The organism is Sphaerisporangium fuscum (genome assembly GCF_018531465.1).
In the GTDB taxonomy this organism is placed as follows: domain Bacteria; phylum Actinomycetota; class Actinomycetes; order Streptosporangiales; family Streptosporangiaceae; genus Sphaerisporangium; species Sphaerisporangium fuscum.
Genome location: NZ_JAHDTF010000034.1, coordinates 72,083 through 87,628, shown reverse-complemented (window position 1 = coordinate 87,628; position 15,546 = coordinate 72,083). Strand labels below are relative to the sequence as shown.

At 70.6% G+C, this 15,546-nt stretch carries 14 protein-coding genes; 4 read left to right on the top strand and 10 right to left on the bottom strand.

Translation table 11 applies throughout. From position 1 onward, the window contains the following. Nucleotides 1–15 precede the first annotated feature (15 nt). Both KIK05_RS36585 and dxs read right to left on the bottom strand, forming a co-directional pair. The gene (locus KIK05_RS36585; RefSeq protein WP_250564039.1) at nucleotides 16–1,488 is read right to left on the bottom strand and encodes an amino acid permease; all 1,473 of its coding nucleotides are present in this window, start codon (nucleotides 1,486–1,488) and stop codon (nucleotides 16–18) included. 218 nt (nucleotides 1,489–1,706) lie between these two features. Then, the gene (dxs, locus tag KIK05_RS36580; protein ID WP_372455641.1) at nucleotides 1,707–3,662 is read right to left on the bottom strand and encodes a 1-deoxy-D-xylulose-5-phosphate synthase; all 1,956 of its coding nucleotides are present in this window, start codon (nucleotides 3,660–3,662) and stop codon (nucleotides 1,707–1,709) included. Between the two features lie 172 nt (nucleotides 3,663–3,834). On the opposite strand from dxs, the gene KIK05_RS36575 reads away from it, so the two are divergent. Both KIK05_RS36575 and KIK05_RS36570 read left to right on the top strand, forming a co-directional pair. After that, nucleotides 3,835–4,623: a neutral zinc metallopeptidase gene (locus KIK05_RS36575; protein ID WP_214415427.1), complete on the top strand. Its 789-nt coding sequence runs from the start codon at nucleotides 3,835–3,837 to the stop codon at nucleotides 4,621–4,623. Between the two features lie 234 nt (nucleotides 4,624–4,857). Continuing rightward, nucleotides 4,858–5,673: a neutral zinc metallopeptidase gene (locus KIK05_RS36570; RefSeq protein WP_214415426.1), complete on the top strand. Its 816-nt coding sequence runs from the start codon at nucleotides 4,858–4,860 to the stop codon at nucleotides 5,671–5,673. Between the two features lie 64 nt (nucleotides 5,674–5,737). On the opposite strand, the gene KIK05_RS36565 is transcribed toward KIK05_RS36570, so the two are convergent. The 5 genes from KIK05_RS36565 to KIK05_RS36545 form a co-directional block, all read right to left on the bottom strand. Next, complete coding sequence (locus tag KIK05_RS36565) at nucleotides 5,738–6,940, bottom strand: ROK family transcriptional regulator (RefSeq protein WP_214415474.1); 1,203 nt, start codon at nucleotides 6,938–6,940, stop codon at nucleotides 5,738–5,740. Nucleotides 6,941–7,120: 180 nt separating this feature from the next. Beyond that, the gene (locus KIK05_RS36560) at nucleotides 7,121–8,374 is read right to left on the bottom strand and encodes a sugar ABC transporter permease (RefSeq protein WP_214415425.1); all 1,254 of its coding nucleotides are present in this window, start codon (nucleotides 8,372–8,374) and stop codon (nucleotides 7,121–7,123) included. Further along, nucleotides 8,371–9,147 carry an ATP-binding cassette domain-containing protein gene (locus tag KIK05_RS36555; RefSeq protein ID WP_214415424.1) on the bottom strand — a complete coding sequence of 259 codons (777 nt, stop codon included), beginning with the start codon at nucleotides 9,145–9,147 and terminating at the stop codon, nucleotides 8,371–8,373. The genes KIK05_RS36560 and KIK05_RS36555 overlap by 4 nt, the downstream gene beginning before the upstream one ends. Before the next feature lie 97 nt (nucleotides 9,148–9,244). Then, entirely contained in the window at nucleotides 9,245–10,366 is a 1,122-nt protein-coding gene (locus tag KIK05_RS36550; protein ID WP_214415423.1) for a sugar ABC transporter substrate-binding protein, read from the bottom strand. 230 nt (nucleotides 10,367–10,596) lie between these two features. Then, nucleotides 10,597–11,286, bottom strand: coding sequence for a sulfite exporter TauE/SafE family protein (locus KIK05_RS36545; RefSeq protein WP_250564038.1), 690 nt, complete (start codon nucleotides 11,284–11,286; stop codon nucleotides 10,597–10,599). A 511-nt stretch (nucleotides 11,287–11,797) separates the two neighbouring features. Here KIK05_RS36545 and KIK05_RS48430 point away from each other — a divergent pair. After that, nucleotides 11,798–11,929 (top strand): hypothetical protein, encoded by a 132-nt coding sequence (locus KIK05_RS48430; protein ID WP_284681534.1) that lies wholly within the window; start codon nucleotides 11,798–11,800, stop codon nucleotides 11,927–11,929. A gap of 40 nt (nucleotides 11,930–11,969) precedes the next feature. Here KIK05_RS48430 and KIK05_RS36540 read toward each other — a convergent pair whose 3' ends face one another. The 3 genes from KIK05_RS36540 to KIK05_RS36530 form a co-directional block, all read right to left on the bottom strand. Further along, nucleotides 11,970–12,341: a winged helix-turn-helix transcriptional regulator gene (locus KIK05_RS36540; RefSeq protein ID WP_214415421.1), complete on the bottom strand. Its 372-nt coding sequence runs from the start codon at nucleotides 12,339–12,341 to the stop codon at nucleotides 11,970–11,972. A gap of 35 nt (nucleotides 12,342–12,376) precedes the next feature. Then, complete coding sequence (locus tag KIK05_RS36535; protein WP_214415420.1) at nucleotides 12,377–13,573, bottom strand: cytochrome P450; 1,197 nt, start codon at nucleotides 13,571–13,573, stop codon at nucleotides 12,377–12,379. Between the two features lie 171 nt (nucleotides 13,574–13,744). Further along, on the bottom strand, nucleotides 13,745–14,977 hold the full coding sequence (locus KIK05_RS36530) for an MFS transporter (protein ID WP_250564037.1): 1,233 nt from the start codon (nucleotides 14,975–14,977) through the stop codon (nucleotides 13,745–13,747). Nucleotides 14,978–15,071: 94 nt separating this feature from the next. On the opposite strand from KIK05_RS36530, the gene KIK05_RS36525 reads away from it, so the two are divergent. Next, nucleotides 15,072–15,527: a winged helix-turn-helix transcriptional regulator gene (locus KIK05_RS36525; RefSeq protein ID WP_214415419.1), complete on the top strand. Its 456-nt coding sequence runs from the start codon at nucleotides 15,072–15,074 to the stop codon at nucleotides 15,525–15,527. Nucleotides 15,528–15,546 lie beyond the last annotated feature (19 nt).

Below are 15,546 nucleotides of genomic sequence, written 5' to 3'. Positions count from 1 at the left end.
CGGCGACCGGCGCTCTCAGCGCACCGCCACCCGGGGCTCCTCCTCGACCCGGCTGTGCCGCACGCCGTACAGGAAGTAGACCGCGACGCCGATCGCCATCCAGACCAGGAACCGCAGCCAGGTCTCGACCGGCAGGTTCAGCATGAGGTAGACGCAGGCCAGCACCGACAGGATCGGCACCAGCGGCACCAGCGGTGTGCGGAACGACCGGGGCAGGTCGGGGCGGGTCCGGCGCAGGATCACCACGCCGATCGAGACCAGGATGAACGCGAACAGCGTGCCGATGTTCACCAGTTCGGCCAGCGCCGACAGGGGGATCAGCCCGGCGAGCAGCGCGGTCACCGCGCCGATGACGATCGTGATGATGTACGGCGTGCCGAAGCGGGGGTGGACGGCGGCCAGGCGGCGGGGCAGCAGGTTGTCACGGCTCATTGCGAAGAACACGCGGCTCTGGCCGAGCATCAGGATCATGACGACGGTCGTGAGCCCGGCGAGCGCGCCGACGCTGATGATGCCGGCGAGCCAGTCCTGCCCGACGACCCGGAACGCGCCGGCCAGCGGCGCCGACCGGCTGAGCCGGTTGTACGGCTGCATGCCGACGACGACCAGCGACACCGCGACGTACAGGATCGTGCAGATGGTGAGCGAGGCGATGATGCCGATCGGCAGGTCGCGCTGCGGCCGGCGGGTCTCCTCGGCGGCGGTGGCGACGACGTCGAACCCGATGAAGGCGAAGAAGACGACGGCGGCGCCGGCGAAGACGCCGAACACGCCGTAGGCGACGGGAGTGATCCCGAACAGGGTCTGGATCAGCGGCGCCTTGAGCCCGTGGACGGCCTCGGTGGGCTGCGCCGGCGGGATGAAGGGGGTGTAGTTGCCGGTCTTGATGAAGAACAGCCCGGCGACGATGACCAGCAGGATGACCGTGATCTTGATCGCCACCACCACGAGGTTGAACCTGGCCGACAGCTTGATGCCGGCCGCCAGCACCGCCGTCAGCGCGAGCACCACGACGACGGCCGGGACGTTGAAGACGGCGTGGTCGCCCGCGATGGACGCGGGCAGGTGGATCCCCAGCGAGGTGAGCAGCTCGCTGAAGTAGCCCGACCAGCCGACCGCCACCACCGCGGCTCCGAGGGCGAGCTCCAGCATGAGGTCCCAGCCGACGATCCAGGCGGGGAACTCGCCGATGGTGGCGTAGGAGAAGGTGTAGGCGGACCCGGCGACCGGCACCGTGGAGGCGAACTCGGCGTAGCAGAGGGCGGCGAGCCCGCAGACGACCGCGGCGACGACGAACGACAGGGCGACGGCGGGACCGGCGGTGTCCCGTGCCACCTGGCCGGTGAGGACGAAGATGCCGGTGCCGACGATGACTCCGACGCCGAACACGGTCAGGTCGAGCGCGCTGAGGTTACGCCGGAGCCGATGCTCGGGCGCCTCGCTGTCCTGGATCGATTGTTCGACGGATTTGGTGCGGAAGATCGTCATGGGCACGCCTCCCTGTTCGCCGTGGTTCGCACCGGGCGCCTGCCCGAGAAAACGCAGGTCATGCGCACCTTCACCATAAGGCAAACATTCGGCTGCCCTGGCGCGGCGATCCCGCGGCACCGCCCTGGTGACGGTCCCGCGGCGCCCGTGCGCGATCACGGCGGCCCGTGGCCGTGCGCGCCACCGCCGTGTCGGCGGCGCGCGCGGCGGGACGGGGGTCAGCGCGCGGGGTCGCCCTCCAGGGGGGCGGTGCGCTTGGCCATGGCGCCGGTGATCTCGCGGGCGATGTCCTGCCCGGTCAGCCCGACCTCCGAGAGGATCTTGGCCCGCTTGGCGTGGTCGAGGAACCGCTGCGGGATGCCGTAGGTGCGCACGGGCACGTCGACGTCGGCGTCCCTGAGCAGGCGGGCCACGGCGTCGCCGACCCCGCCCACGCGGCCGTTGTCCTCCACCACGGCGACCATCCTGTGCCCGGCCGCCGCCGCGACGAGCGCGGCGTCGAGGGGCTTGACCCAGCGGGGGTCGATCACCGTGGAGGAGATGCCGTGGGCGTCGAGCAGGGCGGCGGCCTCCAGGCACGCCTGCGCCATCGGACCGGCGGCCACCAGCAGGACGTCGGCGCCGTCGAGGCCGCCGCGCAGGACGTCCATCGAGCCGATCTTGCCGACGGCCTCGATGTCGGCGCCGACGGCGCCCTTGGGGAAGCGGACCACGGTGGGGCCGTCGTCGACCTCGACCGCCTCGGCCAGCAGCTCGCGCAGGCGAACGGCGTCGCGCGGCGCGGCGATGGCGAGCCCCGGGACCACCTGGAGGATCGACAGGTCCCACATGCCGTTGTGGCTGGCCCCGTCGTCGCCGGTGACGCCGGCGCGGTCGAGCACGACCGTGACGGGCAGGCGGTGCAGCGCGACGTCCATGAGGAGCTGGTCGAAGGCGCGGTTGAGGAACGTCGCGTAGACCGCGACGACCGGGTGCAGGCCGCCGAGGGCGAGCCCCGCGGCGCTGGTGAGGGCGTGCTGCTCGGCGATGCCGACGTCGTAGGTGCGGTCGGGGTAGGCCTCGGCGAACGCGGCGAGCCCGGTGGGATGGAGCATGGCCGCGGTGATGGCGACGATGTCGTCGCGCTCGGCGCCGAGCCGGACGAGCTCCTGGCTGAAGACGTTGGTCCAGCTGTGGGGCTTGGGCTGCTCCTCGCCGGTCAGCGGGTCGAACGGCGCCGGGGAGTGGAAGCAGTCCTCGTCGTGGTTCTCGGCCGGTGAGTAGCCGTAGCCCTTCTTGGTCAGCACGTGCACGATGACCGGCCTGCGGAAGTCGCGCGCCTTGCGCAGCGCCGCCTCCAGCGCCTGCTCGTCGTGGCCGTCGATGGGGCCGACGTACTTCAGTCCGAGGTCCTCGAACATCACCTGGGGCGCGAGGACGTCCTTGATGCCCTTCTTGACGCCGTGCAGCGTCTCGTACAGCGGGGGGCCGACGACGGGCACGCGGCCGAGGTTCTGCTTGACGAACTCGAGCATGTGCTCGTAGTTCTGCGTCATCCGCAGCGACGCCAGGTGGGAGGCGAGGCCGCCGATCGTCGGGGAGTAGGAGCGGCCGTTGTCGTTGACGACGATCACCAGGGGGAGGTCGGGGTCCTTGGCGTGGCCGGCGATGTTGTTCAGGGCCTCCCAGGCCATGCCCCCGGTGAGCGCGCCGTCGCCGATGATCGCGACCACGGTGCGGTCGTGCTCGCCGCGCAGCTTGTACGCCTTGGCGAGCCCGTCGGCGTACGACAGGGCGGTGGAGGCGTGGGAGTTCTCGATGATGTCGTGCTCGGACTCGGCCTGGCTGGGGTAGCCGGACAGGCCGCCCTCCTGGCGCAGGGCGGTGAAGTCGGCCGCGCGGCCGGTGAGCATCTTGTGGACGTACGCCTGGTGGCCGGTGTCCCACAGGATGCGGTCGCGCGGGGAGTCGAAGACCCGGTGCAGGGCGATGGTCAGCTCGACGACGCCGAGGTTGGGGCCGAGGTGCCCGCCGAAGCGGGAGGTGGTGGAGACCAGCAGGTCGCGGATCTCGGCGGCCAGCGCCGGCAGTTCGCCGGCCTCCAGGCGCTGCACGTCCCCCGGGCCCTTCATGGACTCCAGCAGACCCGCCCGCCCCTCGCCCGGACCCTCGGTCCACCGGCTCCGCTCACTCACGGAATCATCTCCTCCGCCCGTTGACCGACCGGTCGCCGGCCAGCCCGAGTTTATTTACCCCAAGCGTCCCACCCCTGCGGGGCTCGTGGGCCGCCCTCGCCAAACCTCCACGACTTGTCCACATTAGATCCGTTTTACGGCAAGCGCTCCACTCGCATACCCTCACGGAACCATGCGAAAGCCCACGTTTGCCCTGCTTTTTGCCCTGGTCGGAAGCCTGTTCCTGGGAGGCACCGCCCAGGCCGCCCCGGCCGCCTACCCGGTCGAGAACGCCACGGTCCTCACGCACAACGCCCTGTACGCCTCCGGCCGCCTCGCGGGCACCAACTGCCCCGAGCCCGCCGTCCGGGCCGGCGACGTCGCCTCGGTCCGCAACTACCTCACCCCGCTGCTGAAGTGCCTGGACACCGCGTGGAGCGCCCAGTTCGCCAAGGCGGGCATCGGTTTCGTCAAGCCGCGTGTGAAATTCATCACCACCCCACAGCGCGTCTGCGGCGAGAAGTGGGGCAAGGACGTCCAGGCCCTGTACTGCGACGAGACCCGCCAGATCACCGTGATGCTGGACAAGAGCGTCGTCGACCACCCCGAGGACCTCTTCCTCATGGACGTGATCGCGCACGAGTACGGGCACCACGTGCAGAACATGGCCGGGATGTCGCACGCCCTGGACCGCCTGCCCAACCGCGGCAAGGCCGAGTACCTCGAGCAGACGCGCCGCCACGAGCTGCAGGCCGAGTGCCTGGCCGGGGTGTTCATCGGCAGCATCTGGACCTCCCTGGACCGTACCGGCCAGGACTGGAAGACCCTGCTGCGGGACGACCTGGAGAGCGGCGACGAGACCACCGACGTCCGCGACCACGGCAAGGGGCGCAACATCGCCGAGTGGCTCGACCGGGGCTTCAAGGCGGTCTCCCCCTCCGGCTGCAACACCTGGAGCGCCGGCTCGGCCACGGTCGCCTAGGCCTGTTCTCCGCACGAGCCCGAATCCGGACGCCGTCCACGGTCCTGCGCTGTGCGTGGTCGGCCAAGACAGACGCGGGCGATGTGCGGAAAGCGGGCCTGAGAACCTTTCGCAGCGGCCCGGGACCGCGTGGGCGGCGGACCCGGGCCGTAACCACCCGGTATGCCCGTCCTAAATCCGGCAACTGGCGTAATCATCGTCTTTAGGGAGACATACCGGCTAACCTGCTCTGCTGTGATCGTTTCCCCCTCTTCCGTGGCGCTGCCCGCCGGGCTGCTGGCCGCGTCCCTCCTGGCCGGAGCGGCCTACGCGGCCCCCGCCTCCGCCGCCGCCTACCCCGTCAAAGCCCCGGCGCTCACCAAGAGCACTCTCTATACCTCCGGCGCGCTCCCCACCGCCGACTGCCCGGAGCAGCCCGTCACCGCCGGGAGCGTGGCCTCCGCCAGGAAGTACGTCATGCCCCTCCTCAACTGCCTCAACCAGTCGTGGTCGCAGCAGCTGAAGAAGGCGGGGATCGCGTTCTCCAAGCCCCGCATCCAGTTCATCACCCGGCCCCAGCGGGTGTGCGGCGAGAAGTGGCCGAAGAAGACCCAGGGTCTGTACTGCCCGTCGTACCGCAAGATGGTCATCCTGCTCGACAAGGACATCGTCGAGCAGGCCGAGAGCCTGTTCCTCATGGACGTGATCTCCCACGAGTACGGCCACCACATCCAGAACCTCGCCGGCATCGAGAGCGCCTTCAACAGGCTGCAGTACCGCGACAAGAAGGAGTACTACGAGCAGTACCGGCGGCTGGAGCTCCAGGCCGAGTGCTTCGCCGGGGCCTTCATCGGCAGCGTCTGGGACTCCCTCGACCGCACCACCGACGACTGGGACTACCTGATCGACGCCACGCGCGAGAGCGGTGACGAGTACACCAAGATCCGCGACCACGGCAAGGGGCGCAACATCGCCAACTGGCTCAGCCGCGGTTACAAGGCCGCCTCCCCCTCCGCCTGCAACACCTGGTCCGCCGGCGCGGCGATGGTCGCCGCCACCCCGGCCACCTGACGTCCCGGACCCGGACCCGCCGGCGGGCACGGGGACGCCTCGGCCCGCCCCGGTGGGAGGCGGGTCAGGCGCCGACGCGGGCCAGGGTGTCGAGGGGGTCGGCCAGCACCTGGGCGAAGGCCAGCTCGGCGGCGCCGACCAGGGTGGTGTCGTCGCCGAGCACCGGGGTGCGCAGCCGCAGCCCCTCGCGGGAGGCGGGCATGACGTCGGTGGCGACGCGGCTGCGCACCTGGGCCGCCGCGCCGAGGTAGATCTCGCGGAGCATCCCGCCGAAGATCACCATCTCGGGATTGAAGATCTTGACGAGGTTGGCGACGCCGAGGCCCAGCCAGTCGCCCACCCGGGCCAGGGCGTCCTGCGCGACGACGTCGCCCCGGTCGGCGGCGTCGACGACGGCCCGTACGGCGTCGCGGCCCACCTGCCGGCCGAAGCGCCCGGCCGCCTCCAGCAGGGCCCGCTCCCCCACCTCGGCCTCCAGGCAGCCGCGCGCCCCGCACCCGCAGGGCCGGCCACCGGAGTTGACCACCATGTGGCCGACCTCACCGCCGTAGCCGTCCCGGCCGCCGAGCAACTGGCCCCCGGCGATGATGCCGCCCCCGATGCCGACGTCGCCGTGCAGGTAGATGAGGTCGCGGCAGCCGACCCCGACGCCGCGGGCCTGCTCGGCGAGCGCGCCGAGGTTGGCGTCGTTGCCGACCGCGACGGGGACGCCGAGGGCGAGGCGCTCGGCGAGCGCCTCGCCGAGCGGGGTGTCGTCGGCGCCCATGTTGGGGGCGTAGCGCACCATGCCGTCGCCGCTGCGCACGCCGCCGGAGAAGGAGACGCCGACGCCGACGCAGATGGTGTCGGAACGCGTCTTCTTCAGAATCTGCCGGGCGAAGGAGCCGAGCTGCGCGGTCACCTCGTCCAGGACGAGCGGCCCCCGCCTGCGGATGGCCTCACGGCGGTCGAGGATCACCCCGCCGAGCCCCACCCGCGCGGCGACGAGCCGGTCGACGCCGATGTCGAAGGCCAGCACGTACACCCGCGCCGACTCGGGCCGGACCACCAGGGACGGCCGCCCGGCGCGGCCGGTCTCCCTGGGCAGTTCCTCGCGCACCAGGCCCGCGGCGGTGAGGTCGGCGGTCAACGCCATGATCGTGCTGCGGTTGAGCCCCATGCGCGTGGTCAGCTCGGCGCGGGAGGTGGGACCGCCCAGGTGGACGTGGCGAAGCAGCACCCCGAGGTTGTGGCGCCGGATCTCCTCCTGTGAGGGGCCCGCGCGCATCATCGCTGTCCTTAGGGTTCTTCGTGGCGACCAGGAGGGTGGCGTACGCCGCCCGGGACGGGAACCGCCCCGGCGCGCGCCGGCTGGGAACACCGTCGGCGTTCATGTGAACATCTTGGACGTTCCTTTGGCAAATCAGCGGCTCCGGGACGGGGGTGGTCCCCCTGCCCCGGCCGCAGATCACCTTAGACCAGAGGCGGCGGCCCGCTTGCGGGAGAGCGCGTCGACCCCGGCGGCCAGCAGCAGCACACAGCCGGTGACGATGTACTTCACGCTCGCGCTGTAGCCCATCAGGCCCATGCCGTTGTTGATCACCGCGACCACCGCTCCGCCGAGCACCGCGTCCAGCACCCGCCCCTTGCCACCGAACAGGCTCGTGCCGCCGATGACCGCGGCGCCCACCGCGAACAGCAGCACGTCGCTGCCACCGGTGCTGGGGTCCACCGAACTGGCCTGGGAGGCCAGGACGATGCCGCCGATCGAGGCCATGCCGGAGCAGATGACGAAGGCGCTCACCCGGATGAAGTCGACGTTGATGCCCGCGCGGCGCGCCGCCTCGGCGTTGCCGCCGACGGCGTAGATGTGCCGGCCGAAGGAGGTGCGGCGCAGCACGAAGGTCCCGAGGATCAGCAGCGTCAGGACGATCGGGACGACGATCGGCACGCCCTTGAGCGACACGAGCAGGGCGTTGCGGCTGCGCTCCAGGTTCAGGACGTAGACCGCGAGCCCGCCGAGGACCGCGAGGGAGCCCACCCGGACGGCGATGAGCCCGGCGGGGTCGGCCGCGAGGCCGCGTCCCGCGCGCCGGCGCGCCCGCACGACCTGGAGAGCGGCGTACGCCAGGACGCACACGACGTACAGGATCCAGCCCAGAGCCGGCGGGAGGTACTTGTTCTCGATCGCGATGATCACCGGGTCGCGGATCGCGATGTTGTTGCCCTCGTTCACCAGGACGAGCAGCAGGCCCTGGAACCCCAGGAAGGCGGCCAGGGTGACCACGAACGACGGGATGCCGAGCTTGGCGACCAGCGTGCCGAGCACGAGCCCGATCACCATGCCGGTGAGGATCGCCGCGCCGACGCCCACGTACCAGGGGAACCCGTGCTGGGTCATCGTGACCGCGAGGACGGCCGCGCAGACGCCGCTGGTGTAGCCGGCGGACAGGTCGATCTCGCCGAGCAGCAGGACGAAGACCAGGCCCATGGCGATCAGGCTGATCGCGGCGCCCTGGGTGAACAGGTTGGCGAAGTTGGTCGCCGAGAGGAACACCGGCCGCGGGACGGCGAACGCCGTGCACAGCACGAGCAGCCCGAGGATGGCCGGAAGGGCGCCGATGTCGCCGCCCCTGACGCGTCCGAGGTAATCACGGAAGTTGCCGCCGAGGCTTCTGGGCGGCGCGGCGGTCTTCTCGCCGGGGAGCGTCGTCGTGCTCATGCGGTCACTCCGTTGACGTTCTGCAGGCCGAGCTCGCCGCTGCGCCCTGAGGTGATCAGTTCGACGACCTGCGAATGGGTGACGTCGGCCGTCCTCACCTGCGCGGCCATGCGGCCGAGGTAGAGCGCCGCGACCCGGTCGGAGACGGCGAAGACGTCGTTCATGTTGTGGGAGATGAGGATGACGGCGAGCCCGTTGTCGGCCAGGCGGCGCACCAGCTCCAGCACCTGGGCGGTCTGGGCGACGCCGAGCGCGGCGGTGGGCTCGTCCAGGATGACGACCTTGCTGTTCCACAGCACGGCCTTGGCGATGGCGACCGTCTGGCGCTGGCCGCCGGAGAGGCTGGAGACGAGCTGGCGGATCGATCTGACGGTGCGGATCGACAGGCTCTCCAGCGTCTTCGCCGCCATCTCCTCCATGGTCGCCTCGTCCAGCACCAGGCCACTGCGCTTCTCGCGGCCGAGGAACATGTTCTGGACGATGTCGAGGTTGTCGCAGAGGGCGAGGTCCTGGTAGACGATCTCGATGCCCAGCTCGGCGGCGTCGCGGGGGCTGGTGATCTGGACGGGCGCGCCGTCGAACAGGAACTCCCCGGCGTCGGCCGTGTAGGTGCCGCCGATGCACTTGACCATGGTGGACTTGCCCGCGCCGTTGTCGCCGACCAGCGCGGTGACCTCACCGGCGTAGGCCGAGAAGGCGACGTCGTGCAGGACCTGCACGGGACCGAAGCTCTTGTCGAGCCCGCGGATCTCCAGGACGGGATGGGGTGACACGTTGCTCCTCAGAGACTGAAGGTACGCCACGCACGTCCCGAGGGGGAGGCCCCCTTCCGGAGGCCTCCCCTCAGGCGCGTGCCGCTTGGGACCTCGGCTACTGGATTCCGGCCTTGGTGCACTTGTCGGCGTACTCGCCCTTGCACAGTTCGTCCTTGGTGACGAACCCGTCGGCGACGACGTCCTTGACGTTGTCGAAGGTGACCGACAGCGGGTCCAGCAGGACCGCGGGGACGTCCTGGCCGGTCTGGGTGTCCTTGGTCGTGCCGCCGACCGAGGGCTTCTCGCCCTTGGCGAGGGCGACGGCCAGCTGGGACGCCGCGTCCGCCTCCTTCTTGACCGCCTTGTAGACCGTCATGCACTGGTCGCCGGCGAGGATGTTCTGCAGGCCCTGGACGCCGGCGTCCTGGCCGGTCACCGGCACCTTGCCGTTGAGCTTCTGCTTCTTCAGCACGGTGATGGCGGCGTTGCCGAGGTTGTCGTTGGCCGCGAGCACACCGGCGATCTTGGGCTGGGAGGTCAGCATCTGCTCGAAGATCGTGCCGGCCTTGACCGGGTCCCACTCGGGCACCGACTGGTCCGGGCCCTTGGTGTACTCACCGGAGTCGAACTTCGGCTTCAGCACGCCGTCGTAGCCCTGCTTGAACTGCGTCGCGTTGTTGTCGGTGGGCGAGCCGTTCAGCTCGGCGATGATCGGCTTCTCGACCTTCTTGTCGGCCAGGCACTTCACCAGGCCCTCGCCCTGCAGCTGGCCGACCTTCACGTTGTCGAAGCTGACGTAGTACGAGGCGCCGCCGCCGAGGGTCAGCCGGTCGTAGTCGATGACCGGGACGCCCTGCCCCTTGGCCTTGTCGATGACCGCCTTGCCGGTGCCGCTGTCCAGGTTGACGATCATCAGTACCGTCGCGCCGTTGGTGATCATCTGGTCCGCGATGGTCTGGAACGCCGACTTGTCGTTCTGCGCGTTCTGGATGTCGTAGGCCACACCGGCGGCCTTGAACGCCTCTTCGAGGTACTTGTGGTCGGCGGTCTCCCAGCGGGGCGACGACTTGCTGTCGGGCAGGATGACGCCGATCTTGCCGGGCTTGGCGGCCGACGACGCGGAGGCGCCACCGGAGTTCTGGGCCGTGCTGGTGCCACCGCCGTCGCCCCCGCAGGCGGTGAGACCGAGAGAGAGCGCCGCGGCGGCGGCGGTCAGGCCGAGGATCCCCTTGCGCATGAGTGCACCGGGTCCTTTCTGCAGAGATGGCCACGGAAGTCGTGGCCGTGGGGGTCTGGTGGGAGGTGCCCGGCCGAGCTCTGACCGGGGAGAGGACGACCTTCGCCGGGTCGCGGGCCCGGCCGCCCTCTTGAATGTTGTTTGCGGCAACGTATTCCGTCCCGCGCCGGGACGCCAGACCCCCGGAGGGCAAAGTTTGTTGTCGCCGGTAACAATCAGGAAACGCAAGATTAACCCGCGAGGCTCTGGGCGATCAGGACGAAGGCGGAGGCGGAGGCGACCACGAGCACGCCGGCGCGCACCCGCCCGCCGTCCAGGAAGCGCCGCAGCGGCCCCGACGCGGCGAAGCCCGCGACCATGAACGGGATGAGCACCGCGCCCGCCACGACCGACCGGCCGGGCAGCTTGCCGACGGCGGCGAGGATGGCGATCGACTGGGCGGCGGCGAGGAAGAAGTACATGGCCAGGGTCGCGCGGATCTGCGGGCCCTTGGCGTGCTGGTACACGATCGCCATGGGCGGGCCGCCGATCCCGGTCGCCGTGCCGGTGACGCCCGACAGGAACCCTGCGGCGGTCAGGGTCGCGCCGTTCCTCGGGATCGCCACCGCCGCCGCGGTGACCGTCACCGCCACCAGCACCATCAGGCCGACGAAGACCCCGAGGGTCCGGGTGCTGACGTAGACGACGACGAACGCCCCCACCGCGCTCCCCGGGAGCCGGCCGAGCAGGGCGAAGCCGAGGCCGCGCCAGTCGACCCCCCGCCACTCCTTCGCGAGGGTGAGCAGCGGCAGCGTGACGTTGACGATCTGGACGGCGCCCGGCATCACCGTGGGGTCGAGCACCGTGATCAGCGGCGCGGCCACCAGTCCCAGCCCGAACCCCACCCCGCCCTGGACGACCGCGCCGACAAATACCGCCAAACCACCCAGAAAGAGGAGAAAAAGCTCATGTGTCATGCACGGCACGCTAGAGGGCGGGCGTCCACCGGCCGCAACGGGTTATTGGAGCGGCTCGGGGGCGGCCGTTCCCGCGCGGCTCCGGTGCCGCTGGTTCCCGATCGCCTTCCTCTGGGCCGGGAGCTTCCCAAATCAGGACTTATCGAGCCGACATATCGGGATGTATCACCAACCTGGATTCCTGCGGGTTACATCCTTATTACCGCTGGGTACGATCATGCCACTGATAGTCGTGCGCGGATGAGGCGATTTCCCCTCCGCCGGCCGGAGGGACCCGCACCCTACGCGCCGGAACACCACGGCAATTCACGTTCACCGACGCGCCGGCATGGTCGCAGTGCGAAACGGCTCACGACCCGCCCCCCGGTCGCCCGCCGCGAGTTCCTCCATCCCGCGCAGGCTTCGACGAACACGGCAATGAGGCGGCGCCCGCTTTCGACGTTCCGCCTCGGCAGACAGGCGGGAAGGGGGCACGATGTCCGACAGGCGAAAGAGGCACGGCCGCCGGTGCGGGGACCGCGAACGGCGGGAATGGCTGCGGCTGGGAGCCGAGATGACCCTGCTGGTGTGGCGGACCGCGCTCGCGGTGTGGAACGCCGTCCACTGACCGGACCGCCCACACCGGAGCGCGGTCACGGCCTCGCGGGTCACGCCGAGGCGCGGCTCTCGTAGGCCTCGCGGGCCTGGAGCAGGGCGGGCAGGTTCCTGCTCGCCCACTCCCGGCAGGCCGCGATGGGCTCCAGCAGGGTGCGGCCGAGCGGCGTCAGCTCGTACTCCACCCTGGGCGGGATCTCGGCGTAGGCGGTCCGGGTGACGAACCCGTCGCGTTCGAGCGCGCGCAGCGTCTCGGCCAGCACCTTCGGCGTGACACGGCGCAACGGGACGCGGAGCTCGGAGAACCGGCGCGGCCCCTGCGTCAGGCAGAGGATGACCATGCCGCCCCACTTGTCGCCGATGCGGATCGGCGACACGCTGGAAGGGCACGCGGGATCGAACATGTCCGGATCTAGCGGCTGCATGATGTCGAATCTAGCCCCGAGCCCGCCTCCGTGGGCTACCAGGCGACCGGGAGACGGTGCACCCCGTAGATCGCCATGTGCGTCCGGGTGGCGACGTCCTCGGCCGGGATCGCCAGGCGCAGGTCCGGGAAGCGCCGCAGCAGCGCGGGATAGGCGACGCACATCTCCATGCGCGCCAGCTGCTGCCCGAGGCACTGGTGGATGCCGTGGCCGAAGGCGAGATGGTTGACCGGCCGCCGCGTGATGTCGAGGGTGTCGGGATCCTCGAACTGGGCCGGATCGCGGTTGGCGGCGGCCAGGGACAGCGTCACCGACTCTCCCGCCCTGACCATGTGCCCCTCGATCTCGACGTCCTCCCGGGCGGCGCGCACCGGGCCGAGGTGGACGATGGTCAGGTAACGCAGCAGTTCCTCCACCGCGGCTCCCACCAGGAGAGGATCCTCGCGCAGCGCGGCGAGCTGCGCCGGGTTCCGCAGCAGTGTGAAGGTGCCGAGGGCCAGCATGTTGGCCGTCGTCTCGTGGCCCGCGACGAGCAGGAGCATCGACACACCCGTTATCTCGTCCTTGGTCAGCTGCCGTCCCGCCACGAGCTGGCTGACCAGGTCGTCGCCCGGCTCGGCGCGCTTGTGGTCCACGAGCTCACGCATGAAGTCCAGCAGGTCGTACATCGCCTCCCGCACCTGGTCGGGCGTCGAGTCGAGGTTCAGCATCACCGCCGACCGCCGCTGGAACCGCTCGTGCCCGGCGTACGGCACGCCGAGCAGCTCGCAGATCACCAGCGACGGGACCGGCAGCGCGAACTCCTGCACCAGGTCGCAGGGGGCGCCGGTCTCCTCCATGGCGTCGAGCCGGGCCGCGGTGATCTCCGCGATCCTCGGCGCGAGCCGCTGCATGTGGCGGACGGTGAAGTGACCGGTCAGCCGGCGGCGGAAGCGGGTGTGCTCGGGCGGGTCCTCACGCAGGAAGAATCCCGGCACCTCGGCGAGCAGCTGCTGGGTGATCCGCTGCCCCACCGGAGGGTGCAGCAGGTCGGGGTCGCTGCTGAAACGGGGGTCGGCGAGCACGGCGCGGGCGGTGGAGTAGGCGGTCACCAGCCAGCCCACGTGCCCGTCGGCGTAGAGCAGCGGCCTGATCGGGCCCTCCTCGCGCCAGGCGCGCAGATCCGGGGGCGGGTCGAAGGGGTTCCGGCGTTCGAGGGGAAGGGCCACGGGGCTCGACATGGCATGCGTCATGATGCGCTCCTCCCTTTTCCACCAGACCTTACAAGCCCTGAAATTTCAGTGAATTAAGGGAGTTATCGGGTGCAGTAAATTTCCCGCATACCCCCGGCGTCCCGGGCCGCCGCCGCTTATCGGCGCCGTCCTCCCCGCGAACTCCGTGAAACGCGGTCACGGTAACCCCGATCAATTCGAGATTCTCGTCCCGCCCTTCCTGTCGCGGGCGGTGCAGGCCCACAGGACGACCGCGGACAGGCTGATCGCCGCCCCCAGGACGCACACGGCCGTCCATCCGGCGATCGCGTAGACGGAGGTCGAGGCGAGGGCCCCGATCGCGCTGCCGGCGGAGTAGAAGATCATGTACCCCCCGATCAGCCGGCTGCCCGCCTCCGGGCGCAGGGTGTAGATCATGCTCTGGCTGGTGACGTGGACGGCCTGCACGGCGAGGTCCAGAACGACCGCCCCGGCGACCAGGGCCCACAGCGACTCCCGGGTGAAGGCCAAGGGGAGCCACGAGACGACCAGCAGGGCCAGCGCCACGCCCGTGGTCCACTGGGCGCGGCCGCGGTCGTGCAGGCGCCCGGCGGGGGCGGCGGCCAGGGCGCCGGCCGCGGCCACGAGCCCGAAGGACCCGATCGCGGTCTCGGAGAGCGACAGCGGAGGGGCGCTCAGGGGCAGCGCGACACAGCTCCACAAGGTGCTGAACGCCGCGAAGACCAGCAGGGCGAGCAGGGCACGGACGCGGAACAGGCGTTCCCGGGCGAACAGGGCGAGGGTCGAGGACAACAGCCGCGCGTAGCTCATGGTGTCCCTGGGCCTGTCGTACCGCGGCAGCGCGCGCAGGAGGGCCAGGGCGATGACGAGGGTCAGGACGGCCGAGGTGAGGTAGACCGACCGCCAGCCGGCGAGGTCGGCGAGCGTTCCGGACACCGTTCGAGCGAGCAGGATGCCGACCACCACGCCGCTGGTCACCTGGCCCACGACGCGCCCTCGGCGTTCGGGGCGGGCGAGGGACGCGGCGAAGGCCACCAGTGCCTGGGTGACGACCGCGAGGAGCCCCACCGCGGCCAGGGCGGCCAGCAGGATCGGCGCGGTGACGGCGGTGGCCACCGCGACCAGCGCCGTGGCCAGCAGCAGCAGTTGCGTCACGATGAGGCGGCGCCGGTCGAGGAGGTCGCCCAGCGGCACGAGAAGGAACAGCCCCAGCCCGTAACCGACCTGCGTAAGAGTGACGACGGCGCCGACGGCCCCCTCCCCTATCGCGAAGTCCCTTCCCAGGGTCGCCAGGAGAGGTTGCGCGAAGTAGACGTTGGAGACCGCCGTCCCGCAGGCGGCGGCGAACAGCAGCGTGGTGCCGCGCGACATCTCCGGCGCCTCCGCCGCAGGGTCGGCGGTCGTCGTCCTCGGCCGGACGGCCATCGATCCTCCCGAAAATCAGTTGCAAGTTGCTACCAGACAGACGCTAGCCGGATTTGGTAGCATGTTGCAACCACGATGGTGAGGGAGATGCGCGATGGTCAGGCGGACGCGGCTCAACGAGGATCACTGCCCGGTCGCCCGGTCGGTCGACGCCATCGGCGACTGGTGGTCCCTGCTGATCGTGCGCGACGCCTTCGACGGCAGCCGCCGTTTCGGCGATTTCCAGCGCAGCCTGGGCGTGGCCAAGAACATCCTCGCGGCGCGCCTGCGCACGCTCGTCGACGGCGGCATCCTCGCGGTCGTCCCGGCCTCCGACGGCAGCGCCTACAACGAGTACGTCCTGACCCCCAAAGGCGAAGATCTCTTCAACGTCATCGTGGCGTTGCGGCAGTGGGGTGAGGCCCACTTCTTCGCCCCGGACGAACCGCACTCCGAGATGGTCGACCGCCGGCACGGCCGGCCTCTCCGCACGCTGGAGGTCCACTCCGCCGACGGCCGGCGACTGGACCCCGCCGACACCGAGGTCAGGAAGGTCGTCCCCGGCGCGTAGCACCGATGAGCTCATTGAA